Annotated in this window: 12 protein-coding genes and 1 tRNA gene; 7 read left to right on the forward strand and 6 right to left on the reverse strand. The window is 72.0% G+C overall.

The features are described from left to right. The first annotated feature begins 285 nt into the window (after positions 1-285). Complete coding sequence (locus KBX43_RS15385; RefSeq protein WP_210885046.1) at positions 286-2724, forward strand: transglycosylase domain-containing protein; 2439 nt, start codon at positions 286-288, stop codon at positions 2722-2724. A gap of 69 nt (positions 2725-2793) precedes the next feature. Here the strand turns inward: KBX43_RS15385 and KBX43_RS15390 are convergent, their stop codons facing one another. Then, positions 2794-3249 (reverse strand): GatB/YqeY domain-containing protein, encoded by a 456-nt coding sequence (locus tag KBX43_RS15390; RefSeq protein WP_064446806.1) that lies wholly within the window; start codon positions 3247-3249, stop codon positions 2794-2796. A 25-nt stretch (positions 3250-3274) separates the two neighbouring features. On the opposite strand from KBX43_RS15390, the gene KBX43_RS15395 reads away from it, so the two are divergent. From KBX43_RS15395 to KBX43_RS15410, 4 genes are all read left to right on the forward strand, one after another. Next, positions 3275-4168, forward strand: a complete 894-nt coding sequence (locus tag KBX43_RS15395; protein ID WP_043327854.1) for a metallophosphoesterase — start codon at positions 3275-3277, stop codon at positions 4166-4168. 152 nt (positions 4169-4320) lie between these two features. Continuing rightward, a tRNA-Pro gene (locus tag KBX43_RS15400) sits at positions 4321-4397 on the forward strand. Between the two features lie 82 nt (positions 4398-4479). Beyond that, positions 4480-5154, forward strand: coding sequence for an HAD family hydrolase (locus KBX43_RS15405; RefSeq protein WP_210872670.1), 675 nt, complete (start codon positions 4480-4482; stop codon positions 5152-5154). A gap of 77 nt (positions 5155-5231) precedes the next feature. Further along, positions 5232-6335, forward strand: coding sequence for a calcium:proton antiporter (locus KBX43_RS15410; RefSeq protein WP_043330855.1), 1104 nt, complete (start codon positions 5232-5234; stop codon positions 6333-6335). A 74-nt stretch (positions 6336-6409) separates the two neighbouring features. Here KBX43_RS15410 and KBX43_RS15415 read toward each other — a convergent pair whose 3' ends face one another. Further along, entirely contained in the window at positions 6410-6883 is a 474-nt protein-coding gene (locus KBX43_RS15415) for a hypothetical protein (RefSeq protein WP_223201289.1), read from the reverse strand. Between the two features lie 110 nt (positions 6884-6993). Here KBX43_RS15415 and KBX43_RS15420 point away from each other — a divergent pair, with 110 nt between their 5' ends. Continuing rightward, positions 6994-8283, forward strand: a complete 1290-nt coding sequence (locus KBX43_RS15420; protein WP_104114929.1) for an MFS transporter — start codon at positions 6994-6996, stop codon at positions 8281-8283. An 83-nt stretch (positions 8284-8366) separates the two neighbouring features. On the opposite strand, the gene KBX43_RS15425 is transcribed toward KBX43_RS15420, so the two are convergent. The 3 genes from KBX43_RS15425 to KBX43_RS15435 form a co-directional block, all read right to left on the reverse strand. Continuing rightward, positions 8367-10109 carry a bifunctional UDP-sugar hydrolase/5'-nucleotidase gene (locus tag KBX43_RS15425; RefSeq protein ID WP_043327851.1) on the reverse strand — a complete coding sequence of 581 codons (1743 nt, stop codon included), beginning with the start codon at positions 10107-10109 and terminating at the stop codon, positions 8367-8369. A 315-nt stretch (positions 10110-10424) separates the two neighbouring features. Then, on the reverse strand, positions 10425-11204 hold the full coding sequence (locus KBX43_RS15430) for a histone deacetylase (RefSeq protein ID WP_245254836.1): 780 nt from the start codon (positions 11202-11204) through the stop codon (positions 10425-10427). An 11-nt stretch (positions 11205-11215) separates the two neighbouring features. Then, positions 11216-11995 carry a phosphodiesterase gene (locus KBX43_RS15435; protein WP_043327850.1) on the reverse strand — a complete coding sequence of 260 codons (780 nt, stop codon included), beginning with the start codon at positions 11993-11995 and terminating at the stop codon, positions 11216-11218. A 178-nt stretch (positions 11996-12173) separates the two neighbouring features. On the opposite strand from KBX43_RS15435, the gene KBX43_RS15440 reads away from it, so the two are divergent. Then, on the forward strand, positions 12174-13625 hold the full coding sequence (locus KBX43_RS15440) for a diguanylate cyclase domain-containing protein (protein ID WP_043327849.1): 1452 nt from the start codon (positions 12174-12176) through the stop codon (positions 13623-13625). 99 nt (positions 13626-13724) lie between these two features. On the opposite strand, the gene KBX43_RS15445 is transcribed toward KBX43_RS15440, so the two are convergent. After that, positions 13725-14783 carry an aspartate-semialdehyde dehydrogenase gene (locus tag KBX43_RS15445; RefSeq protein WP_043327848.1) on the reverse strand — a complete coding sequence of 353 codons (1059 nt, stop codon included), beginning with the start codon at positions 14781-14783 and terminating at the stop codon, positions 13725-13727. Between the last annotated feature and the right edge of the window lie 6 nt (positions 14784-14789).

Consider the following 14789-nt stretch of genomic DNA (forward strand, 5'->3'; position numbering starts at 1 on the left):
CGCCACCATCATGCTGTGTAGTCGCCCGATTACGCAACGTTGTCGGCGAAATCCATCATTCCGGACACTCCCGGCTTCCCGGGCTTTCGCCCGGCGTCTACCCCGCCCGGGTACGTGAAAACGCTGCGCCCCTCCCGGGTTTCAGAGAGACTTCCGCCGGATCTCACGCAACCCAGGACCAGGGCTCGTGCGTTTAGCACAACGAGGCCGGCGCATGCAGGAAATGGGGAAAGTTCCCCGCGCGCCCGCCGATCCCTGCTCGCGTACCCTGTCGAGGTGACCTGGATGCGGAAACGTGACCACAACGTGCTGACCAACGCCGCATCGCTGCTGATCTGCGGCCTGTTGGCCGGAGTGGTGGTCGCTGCGGCGGCCTTCCCCGCGGTGGCGATGACCGGACTGGCCGCGAAGGCCGGCTCGGAGACATTCGGCGCGCTGCCCAAGGAGCTCACAGTCGCCCGGTCGCCGCAGATGACCAAGCTGCTCGCGTCCGACGGCAAGACCGTGCTGGCCACGATGTACGACGAGAACCGCAAGGACGTCAAGCTCAAGGACATCTCGCCGCACATGCAGAAGTCCATCATCGCGGCCGAGGACCACGACTTCTACAAGCACAACGGCGTGGACCTCAACGGTGTGGCACGGGCGTTCGTCAACAACCAGTCCGCCGGCTCCTCCCGGCAGGGCGCGTCGACGCTGACCATGCAGTACGTCCGGCTGGCCATCTCCTACTCGGCCACCCACCCGGCCGACGTGGTCGCCGCCACCGAGGACACCAGCGCCCGCAAGCTGCGCGAGATGAGCCTGGCGCTGCAGATCGACAAGGAGCTCTCCAAGGACGAGATCCTGGAGCGCTACCTGAACATCGCCGCGTTCGGCAACGGCGCGTACGGCATCTGGGCGGCCAGCCAGGTCTACTTCAACAAGCCGCCGAGCAAGCTGGACATCCAGGAGTCGGCCATGCTCGCCGGCATGGTGAAGGCGCCCACCGCGTTCGACCCGACCACCCCCGCGGGCTACCCCGAGGCGGTCGGCCGACGCGACTACGTCATCGACAACATGGTGCAGATCGGGGCGATCACCCAGCAGGAGGCGGACGCCGCCAAGAAGATCAAGCTCGTCGTCAAGGGCAAGCGCACCCCGAACGGCTGCACCCAGACCACCACCCGCTCCTGGGGCTTCTTCTGCGACTACCTCTACCGCTGGTGGCTGCAGCAGGAGACGTTCGGCGCCACCTCGTACGACCGTGAGCGGCGGCTCAAGAGCGGCGGCTACACCATCATCTCCACGCTCGACGTGCAGGCGCAGAAGGCCGCTGACAAGGCCGTCCGCAAGAACCTGGGCGAGAGCAGCAAGGCGGCCCGGATGGTGGCCGCCGTCGAGCCCGGCACCGGCCGGGTACGCGCCGTCGCCGTCAACCGCAACTTCAAGCTCGACGACCCGGACGACCCGCAGAACAAGATCTCCAGCGACCCGGCGAAGGCCAAGAAGAAGATCCGGGGCAACTACCCCAACACGGTGAACCCGCTGATCACCGGTGGCCCCGGCATCGCCGGCTACCAGGCGGGCTCGACCTTCAAGATCTTCACGCTGGTGGCCGCGCTGGAGAAGGGCTACCCGCTCAGCTACCCGATCAACGCGCAGCCGGTGTTCAAGTCGAACTACCCGGTCGAGTTCAACTCGCCGGCCGCCTGCCCGGGCACCAACAAGTACTGCCCGAAGAACGCCAACGCCTCGATGGCCGGCATGCACAACATGTGGAGCGGCTTCGGCTTCTCGGTCAACACGTTCTTCATCGACCTGCAGCAGCGGGTCGGCGCGGAGAACGTGGTGAAGGCGGCGCAGAAGCTCGGCATCTCGTTCCGCTCGTCGAGCGACGCGCAACTTGCCGCCAACCCGCACCAGTGGGGCGCGTTCAGCCTCGGCGTCTCGCAGACCACCCCGCTGGAGCTGGCGAACGCGTACGCGACGCTCGGCGCCGACGGCAAGTACTGCGAGCCGATCCCGGTGCAGGAGATCCGCGGCCCGGAGGGCGAGAAGCTCGACGTCGCGAACCCGCGCTGCGAGCAGCGGGTCAGCACCGAGGTGGCCCGGGCCGCCGTGGACGCCGCCCGCTGCCCGGTGGGTGACCGCTCCTCGACCACGAAGTGCGGCACCGCCACCGCCGGCAACGTCCGCAACATCGTCGACGCGCCGGTGGCCGGCAAGTCCGGCACCACCGACTCGGAGAAGACCTCCTCGCTGGTCGCCATGACCAAGCAGTACGCGGTCGCCGGCATCATGGCCGACCCGGACTGGCCGCAGACCAACCAGAAGATGGGCCACGACGTGCCCACCGGCATCAACCCGGCGGTCTACGAGACGCTACGGGACGCCATGAAGGGCAAGGACCGGAAGAACTTCACCCCGCCCAGCGGCAAGATCGTCCTGGGTGACCAGCGGTCCATCCCGGATGTGAAGTGCGCGTCCATCGAGAGCGCGAAGTCCCGGCTCAAGGGCGCCGGCTTCGAACCGGTGGTCTCCAGCAACAAGGTGGCGTCGGACTGCCCGGCGGGCACCGCGGCCGGCACCAGCCCGAACGGGCGCACCATCAAGGGCGGCGTCGTCATGATCGAGGTCAGCTCCGGCAAGGGCGACTCGGACCAAGGCGGCACCGCGACGCCGGACCGACCAGGTGGCCCGGGCGGACCGGGTAACGGCCGACCAGGACGACCGGGGAACTGATCCCAGACGAAGCGACGGCCACCTCCGTGAAGGGGGTGGCCGTCGCTTCTTCTTGTGTCTACGGGACGGTCAGAGGCCCAGCTGGCGGCGTACCTCGGCGGCCACCCGGCCCCCCTCGGCCCGGCCGGCCACCGCGGTCTGGGCGGCCTTCATGGCCGGGCCCATCTGCGCCTTGCCGGTGAAGCCGCCCGCGGCGAGCGCCCCCGAGACCAGCTCGGCCAGTTCCTCGTCGGAGAGCTGCTTGGGCAGGTAGCGCTCCAGCACCTCACCCTCGGCGGTCTCCTTGCCGGCCTGCTCGGCGCGCCCGGCGTCGGCGAACGCCACTGCCGCCTCGCGGCGCTTCTTCGCCTCCTTGGCCAGCACCGCGAGCACCTCGTCGTCGCTGAGCTCGCGCTTTTCCCGGCCGGCCACCTCGGCGTTGCCCACGGCCGCGAGGGCCATGCGAAGCGTGGAGGTGGTCAGCTCGTCGCGCGCCTTCAGGGCGGCGCGCATGTCGGCGGTGAGACGGTCCTTCAGCGTGCTCATGGACGGTGAAACTACCCTGAACGCCATGCGAAAGCGCACACTATTCCGTCTCGCGGCCGGAACCGTCGCCGCCGGGGCGGCCACCCTCGCGTACGCGTCGCTCATCGAGCGCAACATGTTCACCCTGCGCCGGTACGACGTGCCGGTGCTCCCGACCGACGCCGAACCGCTGCGGGTGCTGCACCTCTCGGACCTGCACATGATGCCCGCCCAGCGGCGCAAGCAGGACTGGGTGGCCTCGCTGGCCGCGCTCGACCCGGACCTGGTCGTGGTCACCGGCGACAACATGGCCCACCCGGAGTCGGTGCCGGGCGTGCTGCGCGCGCTGCAACCGCTGCTCGACCTGCCCGGCGCGTTCGTCTTCGGCTCCAACGACTACACCGGCCCGGTCCTGAAGAACCCCTTCACCTACTTCCTGCCCGACCGGGAGTACACCGAGGGCACGCCCCTGCCGTACGAGGAACTACGCGACATCCTCACCGGCGCCGGCTGGGTCGACATGAACAACGCACGCACCTCGCTCAAGGCCGGCGGGCGGGAGATCGAGCTGGTCGGCGTGGACGACCCGCACATCGAACGGGACGACTACGACGCCGTGGCCGGCCCGGTCAGCGGCGACGCGGCGCTGTCGATCGCGCTGTCCCACTCCCCCGAGCCCGCGGTGCTGGACCGGATGGCGGCCGACGGCTTCGGCCTGCTGCTCGCCGGGCACACCCACGGCGGCCAGGTGTGCGTGCCCGGGTACGGCGCGCTGGTCACCAACTGCGGGCTGCCCCGCTCGATGGCGCGCGGACTGCACCGCTGGCCCGGCTCGGACTCGTGGCTGCACGTCTCCGCCGGCCTCGGCACCCACCCCACCGCCCCCATCCGCTTCGCCTGCCCCCCCGAGGCCAGCATCCTCACGCTGATCTCCCGCTGACCCCGCCGCCCGGCGTCCCCGCTTCCCGGCAGATCTTGGTACGCGCCCGCCCCTCCGAGGGCCGGTTCGTACCAAGATCTGCCGCCCGCGCGGAGCGGGGGGTACCGAGTTTGACCGTGCGGGCGGGTGGGCTACTATTTGTCGGCACGCCTCGGGGTGTGGCGCAGCTTGGTAGCGCGCTTCGTTCGGGACGAAGAGGTCGTCGGTTCGAATCCGGCCACCCCGACCAGAGGTAAGAGGGCACATCCGATCCATCGGATGTGCCCTCTGCGTTTCCCCAACCGTGATCACCCTCGCAGTAGGATCCCGGCATGCCACGGCCGGTCGTCTTCGACCTCTTCCACACCCTGGTCCACGGCGCCGACGACGAGCGGGACCGGGTGGTCGGCGAGATGGCGCTCCTGGTCGGGGTGGCTCCGGCGGCGCTCGTCGCCGCGTACCACGCGACCTGGCGGGACCGGCTCGTCCGGTGGAGCGCGGAGGAGACCGTCCGCATCCTCGCCGAACGCCTCGGCGGCTCGCCGACGGACGAGCAGGTAAGCCGCGCCGCCGCGCATCGGCGTGCGCTGGCCCGCCGCGTGTTGGGCCGCGTCCCGGTCGGCACCCTGGACGTGCTCGACGCGCTGCGCGAGCGCGGCCACCGGCTGGCCCTGATCAGCAATGCCACTTCCGAGACCGCCGAGGCGTGGGCGGCCGGCCCACTCGCCCGGCGCTTCGACGTCGCGGTCTTCTCCAGCGCGGTCGGGCTGGCCAAGCCGGACCCGGCGATCTACCGCACCGCCGCGCAGCGCCTGGGCGTCGCGCCGGCGGAATGCGTCTACGTGGGCGACGGTGCGGACGGCGAACTGGCCGGCGCGGCGGCGGTCGGCATGACGGTGCTGCGGACCACCGAGCACCAGGACACCGATCCCGGCTGGATCGGACCGGTGATCGCGGACCTCCGTGACCTGCCCACCCATGTGGAGCAACCGGCCTCGACCGAATAGATCGACAGGACTGCCCGAAGCCACCCCGCCACGCGGCGTCGACCCTGCCGCCTGGCAAAGTTATGCGCATGCCGCCGATGATCCGATCCCGCCTGACCGATTGGACCACCGTCGCGCCCCTGGTCGCCGTGCTCGTGCTCGTGATGACCTGGGGACGGGAGCTGCCCGGCCCGCTCATCTTCGTGGTGGCGGCCCTGCTCGCGGCGGCTGTGCTGGCGGCCGTACACCACGCCGAGGTGGTGGCGCACAAGGTCGGTGAGCCGTACGGCTCGCTCGTGCTGGCGGTGGCGGTCACCGTGATCGAAGTCGGTCTGATCGTCACGCTGATGATCAGCGGTGGGGACAAGACGCAGGCGCTGGCGCGGGACACCGTCTTCGCCGCCGTCATGATCACCTGCAACGGCATCCTCGGCCTGTCGCTGCTGCTCGGCGCGCTGCGCCGGCAGGTGGCGGTGTTCAATCCGGAGGGCACCGGAGGGGCGCTGGCGACGGTGGCGACGCTCGCCACGCTCAGCATGGTGGTGCCGACGTTCACCACGAGCCGGCCGGGCCCGGAGTTCTCCCCCGCCCAGCTCGCCTTCGCGGCGGTCGCCTCGCTGGCCCTCTATCTGCTGTTCGTGATGGTGCAGACCGGCCGGCACCGCGACTACTTCCTCCCGGTCACCCAGGAGGGCAGCATCCTCGCCGAGGACAAGACCGGCGACGGCCACGCCGAGCCGCCGTCCACACGTACCGCCCTGGCCAGCCTGGCCCTGCTGGTGGTGGCGCTCGTCGCGGTGGTCGGCGACGCGAAGACGATCTCCCCGGCGATCGAGACCGCGGTCAGCGCGGCGAACCTGCCGCAGGCGTTCGTCGGCGTGGTCATCGCGCTGCTGGTGCTGCTGCCGGAGACGCTCGCCGCCGCCCGGGCGGCCCGGCGGGACCGCGTGCAGATCAGCCTCAACCTCGCGCTCGGCTCGGCCATGGCCAGCATCGGCCTGACCATCCCGGCCATCGCGATCGCCTCGATCTGGCTGGACGGGCCGCTGATGCTGGGCCTGGGCGGCACCCAGATGACGCTGCTGGCGCTGACCGCTGTGACAGCGGTGCTCACCGTCGTGCCGGGCCGGGCCACAGTGCTCCAGGGTGGCGTGCACCTGGTGCTGCTCGCCGCGTTCGTCTTCCTGGCCGCGAGCCCGTAGGCCGACGCGCCAGCCGCGGGCCCGTAAACCGACGCGCCAGCCGCCGGCCGGTGAGCCGCCGGCCAACGGGCCCGTCAGTCGTGCGTCTCCGTGCGCGCCACCTCGGCGAACGCGGCGGTCAGGTACTCGGCGAACGGTCGTCCGGTGACCGCCAGCAGGTCGGCCACGAGCAGCGGCGCGTGCCGGGCGACCGCTGCCGGGCCGGGCGGATTGTCGTCGTCACCGGGGTCGTAGACGCCGAGCGCCCCGGCCAGCAGCACCAGCAGCACGTGCGGGTCGACGTCGGGCCACCAGGCCGCCGCCGACCGGACGCACTGTTCCAGCACCTGGCGTACGTCGTCGCCGTCCAGCCCGTCCGGATGGCCCTCCTCCAGCAGCAGCCGGACCACACCGCCGAGCACCAGCCCGGACCGGTCGGCGGTGGCCAGCCGCTCGACGGCCGGGGCGTACGCCTCGGCGTCGCGGGCCTGCGCGGCGCCCACCGCGTCGGTGGCCGTCTCGGCGATCTCGCGGGCCGGTGCGGGCAGGTGCCGCCAGGTCGTCGTCACCGGGTCAGCATGGCAGAGCACGTGTGTTCGCTCACCTTCCGGCCCAGCGACCGCGTGTGTAAGGGGTAAACGGGTCGCGAGAGTCGTACCCGAAGCACAGAATCCCTGCCATGCTGCGCCGCGCCCTGCCCGCCCGTCCCGAAGCCCGCCGGATCCTGCTCGGCACCCTGTTCTCCGCGGTCGGTCGCGGCCTCACCCTGCCGTTCCTGTTCATCTACCTCACCGACGTACGCGGCCTGACCGACACCCGGGCCGGGCTGGTGATCGGCTGGTTCGGCGCTGTCACGCTGGCGCTCTCGCCGCTGGCCGGCACGTTCATCGACCGCTTCGGCGCGCGCCGGGTCGTGTTGCCCTGCCTGGTGATCGAGGCGATCGGCGTCGGCTCACTGGCGCTCGTCGACTCGACCGCCTCGGCGTTCGGCGTGATGACGCTCATCGCCGTCGGCAGCTCGGCGATCTGGGCCGGGCAGAACACGATCCTCGCCTCGCTCACCGACGACGGCGAGCGGCAGCGCGTCTTCGGGCTCAACTTCGCGCTGCTCAACCTCGGTATCGGCACGGGCGGCCTGATCTCCGGCGCGGTGGTCGACGTGGCCCGTCCGGTCACGTTCGAGGTGATCTACCTGCTGGACGCGGTGAGCTACCTGACGCCGGCGCTGATCCTGCTGACGCTGCCGCACGTGGGGCGCCGGCCGGTCGCGGCCACGGGGGCGAAGGCCGCCGATCGGAGGACCGGCGGCTACCTCACGGTGCTGCGGGACCGGCCGTTCCGCCGCCTGGTCATCTTCGGCCTGGTGCTCACCACCTGCGGGTACGCGCAGATCGAGGTGGGCTTCGCGGCGTACTCGGTGCGGGTGGTCGAGGTGACGCCGCGCGTGGTGGCGTGGGCGCTCGCCGCGAACACCGTCATGATCGTGCTCTCCCAGCTGCTGGTGATCCGGCGGCTGGAGGGGCGCAGCCGTACCCGTGCCCTGGCCACCGTCGGCGCGGTGTTCGCCGGCGCGTGGCTGGTGCTCGGCGCGGCCGGCGTGGTGGGCAGCGGCAACGCGCTGCTCGCGGCGCTCGGCGTGGTGGCCTGCTCGGCGATCTTCGGGTTCGGCGAGACGATGCTGTCTCCGGTCATGCCCGCGCTCACGAACGCGCTCGCCACCGACGAGCTGCGTGGCCGGTACAACGCGATGAGCTCGATGATCTTCGGGATCAGCGGTGTGGTCGGCCCGGTGACCGCCGGGCCGCTGATCGGCGCGGCGAACGGCCGGGTCTGGGTGGCGGTCGTGGTGGGCGGCTGCCTGGCCGCCTCGCTGCTCGCGCTGTCGCTGCGTCCGCTGCTCACCGCCGCGCAGGACGGCCGCCTGACGGCCGCCGAGACGCCGGAGCCCGAGCCCGCGCGGGCGACCTGACCCGGGACACGTCCCCGGCGGCCTGACACGCGAACGGGCCCCGCAGCATTCGCTCCGGGGCCCGTCGGCGGTGCGGTCGGCGGTCAGCCGGCGGCGACCTCGGTGGTGGTGCGGATCCGGTCCAGCGCCGGCGGGGAGACCGGCGACTTCTCGGTCAGGTACGCGGTGAAGGCGTCCAGGTCGATCTGGCCGGTCACCGCGTTGGTGCCGCCGGTCAGGACGCTGAAGCCGTCACCGCCACCGGCGAGGAAGTTGTTCACGGTGACCCGGTAGGTGGCGGTGTCCGTCACCGGGGTGCCGTTGATGGTGAGGCTGCCCCGGACCACCCGGGTGCCGGCGCACGGCGTGCCGGCCGGCGCGGTGGTGCCGTCGACGTCCACGACGTAGTTGACGGTCGAGGACGCGTAGAGCACGCGCGCCACTGTGAACTGCTGCTCCAGCATGCAGTAGAGCTGCGCGCCGGTCAGGTCGAGCGTCACCAGGTTGTTGGCGAACGGCTGCACGGTGAACGCCTCGGCGTAGGTGACCGGGCCGGCGTCGAGGTCGGCGCGTACGCCACCGGGGTTCATGAACGCGGCGACCGCGTTCTGCTCGGTGTCGGTCGCGGCGAGCTGCGCGTCGGCGATCACGTTGCCCAGCGGCGACTCACCGGTCTGGTACGTCGGCTTGCCGTTGACGTCGACCCCGGTCTGGTACAGGTTCTCCTGGGTCTTGGTGATCGCCGCGGTGGTCTCGCCGACGACCCGGTCGGCCACCGGGCCGAGCGCGGTCTTGTACCGGTTGATCAGGTCGGTCGAGGGCTTGTCCGGCGCCACGTCCCGGGTGACCACCACGTTGTTCGCGGACGCGCTCACCACGTCGCGGGTACGCGGGTCGATCTTCAGGTCGATCTGGGTGACCAGGCGGCCGAACGAGCTGGCGCTGGTGACCAGCTTGCCGTTGATGTTGCAGTTGTACGCGGCGTGGGTGTGCCCGCTGACGATCACGTCGATGGACGGGTCCATCCGGTTGGCGATGTCGACGATCGGGCCGCTGAACCCGGTGCAGTCGTTGATGCCGCCGCCGTTCTGCACGCCGCCCTCGTGCAGCAGCACGACGATGCTCTTGACGCCGAGCAGGCGCAGGATCTTGGCGTACTTGTTGGCGGTGTCGGCCTCGTCGCTGAACCGCAGGCCGGCGACGCCCTGCTGGCTGACGATGTTCGGGGTGCCCTCCAGGGTCATCCCGATGAAGCCGATCGGCACACCCTTGACGATCTTGATGCCGAACGGCTGCATCAGCGGCAGGCCGGTGGAGGTCTTGAACGCGTTCGCCGAGAGGTACTTGAACTTGGCGCCGCCGAACGGGGTGCCGTCGGCGCAGCCGTCCACCGGGTGGCAGCCGCCGCGCTGCATGCGCAGCAGCTCGGCCGCGCCCTCGTCGAACTCGTGGTTGCCGACGCTCGCGAACTCCAGCCCGGCGAGGTTCATCTCCTCGATGGTCGGCTCGTCGTGGAACGCGGCGGACAGCAGCGGCGAGGCGCCGATCAGGTCACCGGCGGCGACAGTGACGGTGCCCTTGCCCTGCTTCTTGGCCTCGGCGCGCATCGACTTCAGGTGGCTGGCCAGGTATTCCGCGCCACCGGCCGGCTGGCCGTCGATGGTGCCGCTGGACCCGCTCGGCGGCTCCAGGTTGCCGTGGAAGTCGTTGATCGCGAGCAGCTGGACGTCGACCGGCTTCGGGCGCGCCTCGGCCTGGTCGGGGGTGACGGCGACAGCGGTGAACGCGGTCGCGGCGAGTGCGGCCAGGCCGACTACGGCCCGGCGTCGCATCCCGGTGACGGACATGGAACTCCTCGTGAGATACCGATGCTGGTGTCCGGACGATGGTTCGCCCGGTGGCCCTGGTCCGTGCCATGACAGGGGTCGATCGTGGAAGGCGGCAATCGGGGAACGCCACCCCCGCTCGGGGGTAGCTTCTCATCCACCGGGCCTCAGGTCGACCGGGGTGGCATTCGGAATCGTCGACGTGGTGGGAGACCCGTACCGGTCCGCCGGACGAGTCGGACATGACGGTCTGGTGAATTTCCGCGCGGCGCTCGCTGTCGATGCCCGCGTCGTGAAGGGCGCCGGCTCCCAGGGACAGGGAGCCGGCGCCGACGCTCATGTCACGCGCAATTCCTTGCGCTGGCAACCGTCCTCGCCGGAATCAGCGCCTGGCGGACACCCATCGCGAGCCGAACGGTCGTTCACGTCTGACGGATCGACATCCGCAACGGACTGTCCGAATTCGACCGAAGCCCCGGAGAGCCGGTTCGAAAGCCGGCTGTGGGTGGCGGCGACGAGCCCGCGCAACGCCCGCCGGTTCCACCGCCCGGCGACTCCCGGACGGCCCGCCAGGTAGCCGACGATCCGCGCGGTGTCCCAGCCGTGCGCCTCCCGCAGACCGCGCGCCAGCATCCCGAGATAGAGCGGAGCGGGCCGGGTCCACGGCACCTCCACCGCGCGGTGCGGCGCGGTGAACGTGAGCATCGGCAGCCCTTCGCGGACGCCGACCCGCAGCAGCGTCTCGTAGCGGCCCGGCCCGAGCCTCGCCCGCCCGGTCTCGACCGCCGCGCGGATACCGGCCAGGTCGGCGCCCGGCGGCCGGTACATCTCCTGCACCGCGATGTCGGCGAACTGCTCGACGGTCACCAGGTAGCCGCGCGCCGCCGCCCGGCCGGGCAGCTGCGGGTCGTAGAACGCCATGCCGCCGGTCCAGGCCCGCGACTCGCCCGCGAAATAGACCCCGCCGGGGATCAGCGCCGGGACGGTCCGGCGCGGTGGCCGGCAGTCCCGGCAGCCGGGGTACGTGCGCAGCCCGCCGGGTGGGCGTCCGCCACGCAGGTACCAGTCGAGCCGGGCGGCGTGCAGGTTCGAGCCGTACGCGACGTACCAGAGCATCGGCGTCGCCGTCAGAACCAGCAGGTGCGCCCGGCGGCGTGGCTGACCTGGACGGTGTGTGTCACGCAGCCGCCGTCGGCGACCAGGTGCAGCAGGAAGGCCGTCGGCTCGGCGACGAACCCCGGCTCCTCCTCGTCGGACATACTCAGGCTCACCTGGATCCACGTGCTCGGCGCGACGGTCAGCACCGTACCGGCGAACGCGCTTGTCACCTGGCGGTGCAGGTGCCCCGCGGCGACGCGTACGACATGGGGGTGCCGGCCGACCACGGCGGCGAGCGCGTCGGCGTCCGCGAGGCCCATCGCGTCCATGCCCGGTACGCCGACCGCGACCGGCGGATGGTGCAGGCACACGACGGCGGGCGCGTCGGTACGCCCGCCGAGCACCCCGTCGAGCCAGGCGAGCTGCTCGTCGCCGAGCCGGCCGCCGGTGCTGCCCGGGGTGAGCGAGTCGAGCACCACGAGCGTCGCGTCCGGCAGGTCGACGTGGTAGTGCGCCGAGAAGCCGCCGGCCAGGTAGGGGGTGCCGCCGAACGTGTCGAGCAGCGACTCGCGGTCGTCGTGGTTGCCGGTGGCCAGGTGCACCGGTAGCGGGAACGCGCCGACGATCTCGCGCAGGGCGAGGTATTCGTCCGGCCGGCCGTTGGCGGTCAGGTCGCCGGTGATCACCACGCAGTCGGGCCGGGGACGCAGCGCGAGCACCGTGCCGAGCGCCCGGTGCAGCCCGGACGCCGGGTCGGCCGCGAGCGGGCCGGTGGTCACGTGCGGGTCGCTGAGCTGGGCGATGAGCATCGGCCGCCTCCTCGGGGTGCCCGGGCCCTCACGCTATCGCCGCGCGCCCTCCCCGCGCAGGCCCGATCCCGCCCACAGGCTGCGTCCACAGCCTGTGGATAGCACATGTGTACGAAGGTCGGTGACGGTCGCGCTGAGTACGCTTGATCGCGACCTACCCCCTCCGAGCAGGAACGACGTGGATCACGAGCGAGTACTCCGCGACGTCACGGTGCGCCTCCCCACGGCGTCCACCGTCCCGGAGGCGTGCCAGTGGACGGTCGCCGCGCTCGCCCGGCACACCCCGGCGACCGCCGCCGTCCTGCTCCGGGTCCACGACCGTCTGCGCTGCGTCGCCGCCACCGGCGCGTGGCAGGTCTTCTCGCACGTCCCGGCGACCGCCGACGCGCCCGCCCGCCACCGACCCGAACCCTCGGTGGTGCGGCGGGTGTACGCCTCCGGGGTGACCGCCGTCGTGCCCGACGTGAGCGCCGACCCCGACTACCTGCCGGTCCGGCCGGACGTCACCGCCGAACTCTGCGTTCCGGTACGTGACCCGGACGGCCGGCCCATCGGCGTGCTCGACCTGCAGTGGTGCGAGCCCGTCCCGCTCGCGGCGTGGCGGGAGACCGCCGAACTGGTGGCCGACCGCCTCGGCGGGCGGATCGCCGCGCTCGGCGGGTCACCGGCCGAGAGCCGCAGCGAGAAGCTGCTCCGGCACGCCGCCGCGTTCACCGCCGCCCCGACCGACTGGGACCTGATGACCGCCGCGCTCGCCGCGGCCCGGGACGTGTCGGCGCTCTCCGCCGCCGTGCTGGTCCTCACCGGGCGGAGCGGCCCACGCCTCGGCGCGCCCACCGACACCCCCGGCGAGTTGGAGGCACGCATCCGCGCCGAGCTGGCCGAGGCCGGCCCGGCCGCGCTGGACCGCATGATCGACCGGGCCCACCGGTACGGCTCGGCGTACACGCTGGGCGAGGCGGGGCACCCGCCCACCGAGGAGTACCTGCCGCTGACCCGGGCGGGCGCGCGCACACTGGTGGCGGTGCCGGTCGGCACGCCGGCTGCCGGCGGCGTGCTGCTGGTCGCCGACGAGCAGCGCCTGCGCCCCGACCCGACCACTGTCAACCTGATCGAACTGCTCGCCGGGCAGGCGTGGACCTGCCTGGACCGGCTGCGTACGCTCGCCCGGCTGCGCGAGCAGGCCAGCTCCGACCCGCTCACCGGGCTACGGCACACCGGCTCGTTCGGGCAGCGGATCGCCACCGCCACGCCGGGGCGTACCGCCCTGCTGGCGATCGACGTGGACGGGTTCAAGGACGTCAACGACACGTACGGCCACCAGGCCGGCGACCGGTTGCTGGTGGGGCTGGCCCGGGCACTGGAGGGCGCGCTGCGCCAGGGCGACGAGCTGTACCGGACCGGCGGGGACGAGTTCGTGGCGGTGATCGAGGTGAGCCGCCCGGAGGAGGCGGTCCGGATCGCGGAGCGGCTCACCGAGGCGGCCCGCCGTACCGGCCGGACGATCAGCGTCGGCATCGCGCTGCCGCGGCCCGGCGAGTCCCCCGAACGCACCCTGCACCGAGCCGACCAGGCCCTCTACGCGGTCAAGCGCCACGGCCGAGACGGAGTCCACCTCTCCGCCGCCTGACCCACCTTGTCCCCCGCGATCCCGCGATCTTGCACTTGCGGCCCGAAGCACGGGGCATTTACCCCTTATGCCAAGGCGCGAAGTGCAAGATCGACGGGGCTAGGCGGTGAGTTCCCTGGCGAGGAGTTCGGCGATCTGGGCCGTGTTCAGGGCGGCGCCCTTGCGGAGGTTGTCGCCGGTCACGAAGAGGTCGAGGGCTCTCGGGTCGTCCACCGCGCGGCGGATGCGGCCCACCCAGGACGGGTCGGTGCCGACCGCGTCGATCGGCATCGGGAACTCCCCGGACGCCGGGTCGTCGACCAGGATCACGCCCGGCGCGTTGCGCAGCACCTCGCGGGCTTCCTCGGCGTCCACCTCGGTGGCGAAGACCGCGTGCACGGCGACCGAGTGACCGGTCACCACCGGCACCCGTACGCAGGTGGCGGAGACCTTGAGATCGGGCAGCCCGAGGATCTTGCGGGACTCGTTGCGGAGCTTCAACTCCTCCGACGACCAGCCGTCGTCTGCGAGCGAGCCCGCCCACGGTACGACGTTGAGCGCCAGCGGCGCCGGGAACGGACCCAGCTCGTCGCCGACGGCCTGGCGCACGTCACCGGCGCGGGAGCCGAGCGCCCGGTCCCCGGCGATCTTGCCGAGCTGCAGGTGCAGCGCGTCCACGCCGGCCTGCCCGGCCCCGGACACCGCCTGGTACGACGCGAGCACCAGCTCGCGCAGGCCGTACGCGCGGTGCAGCGGGGCGATCGCCACGATCATGGCCAGCGTGGTGCAGTTGGCGTTGGCGATGATGCCCCGGGGTCGGTTGCGTACCTGGTCGGGGTTGATCTCGGGGACGACGAGCGGCACGTCGCGGTCCATCCGGAACGCGCCGGAGTTGTCGACCACCACCGCGCCGCGCGCGACGGCGACCGGGGCCCACTGCGCCGACACGTCGTCCGGCACGTCGAACATGGCCACGTCGACGCCGTCGAGAGCGTCCGCGGTGAGGGCCTGGACGGTCAGCTCCTCGCCCCGGCACTGCACGCGCCGGCCGGCCGACCGCTCGGAGGCGAGCAGCCGGATCTCGCCCCACACGTTGCGCCGGGAGGAGAGGATCTGGCACATCACCGTACCGACGGCACCTGTCGCCCCGACCACGGCGAGGGTGGGCAGCGACGCCACGGCGCG

The organism is Micromonospora sp. C41 (assembly GCF_018070485.1).
GTDB lineage: Bacteria > Actinomycetota > Actinomycetes > Mycobacteriales > Micromonosporaceae > Micromonospora > Micromonospora chalcea.

Bases quoted from the DNA above. Each gene is read 5' to 3' on its own strand.
- KBX43_RS15395 (WP_043327854.1), top strand. From the start codon at position 3,275: ATGCGAAAGCGCACACTATTCCGTCTCGCGGCCGGAACCGTCGCCGCC.
- KBX43_RS15405 (WP_210872670.1), top strand. From the start codon at position 4,480: ATGCCACGGCCGGTCGTCTTCGACCTCTTCCACACCCTGGTCCACGGC.
- KBX43_RS15420 (WP_104114929.1), top strand. From the start codon at position 6,994: ATGCTGCGCCGCGCCCTGCCCGCCCGTCCCGAAGCCCGCCGGATCCTG.
- KBX43_RS15425 (WP_043327851.1), bottom strand. From the start codon at position 10,109: ATGTCCGTCACCGGGATGCGACGCCGGGCCGTAGTCGGCCTGGCCGCA.
- KBX43_RS15385 (WP_210885046.1), top strand. From the start codon at position 286: ATGCGGAAACGTGACCACAACGTGCTGACCAACGCCGCATCGCTGCTG.
- KBX43_RS15435 (WP_043327850.1), bottom strand. From the start codon at position 11,995: ATGCTCATCGCCCAGCTCAGCGACCCGCACGTGACCACCGGCCCGCTC.
- KBX43_RS15430 (WP_245254836.1), bottom strand. From the start codon at position 11,204: ATGCTCTGGTACGTCGCGTACGGCTCGAACCTGCACGCCGCCCGGCTC.
- KBX43_RS15410 (WP_043330855.1), top strand. From the start codon at position 5,232: ATGATCCGATCCCGCCTGACCGATTGGACCACCGTCGCGCCCCTGGTC.
- KBX43_RS15390 (WP_064446806.1), bottom strand. From the start codon at position 3,249: ATGAGCACGCTGAAGGACCGTCTCACCGCCGACATGCGCGCCGCCCTG.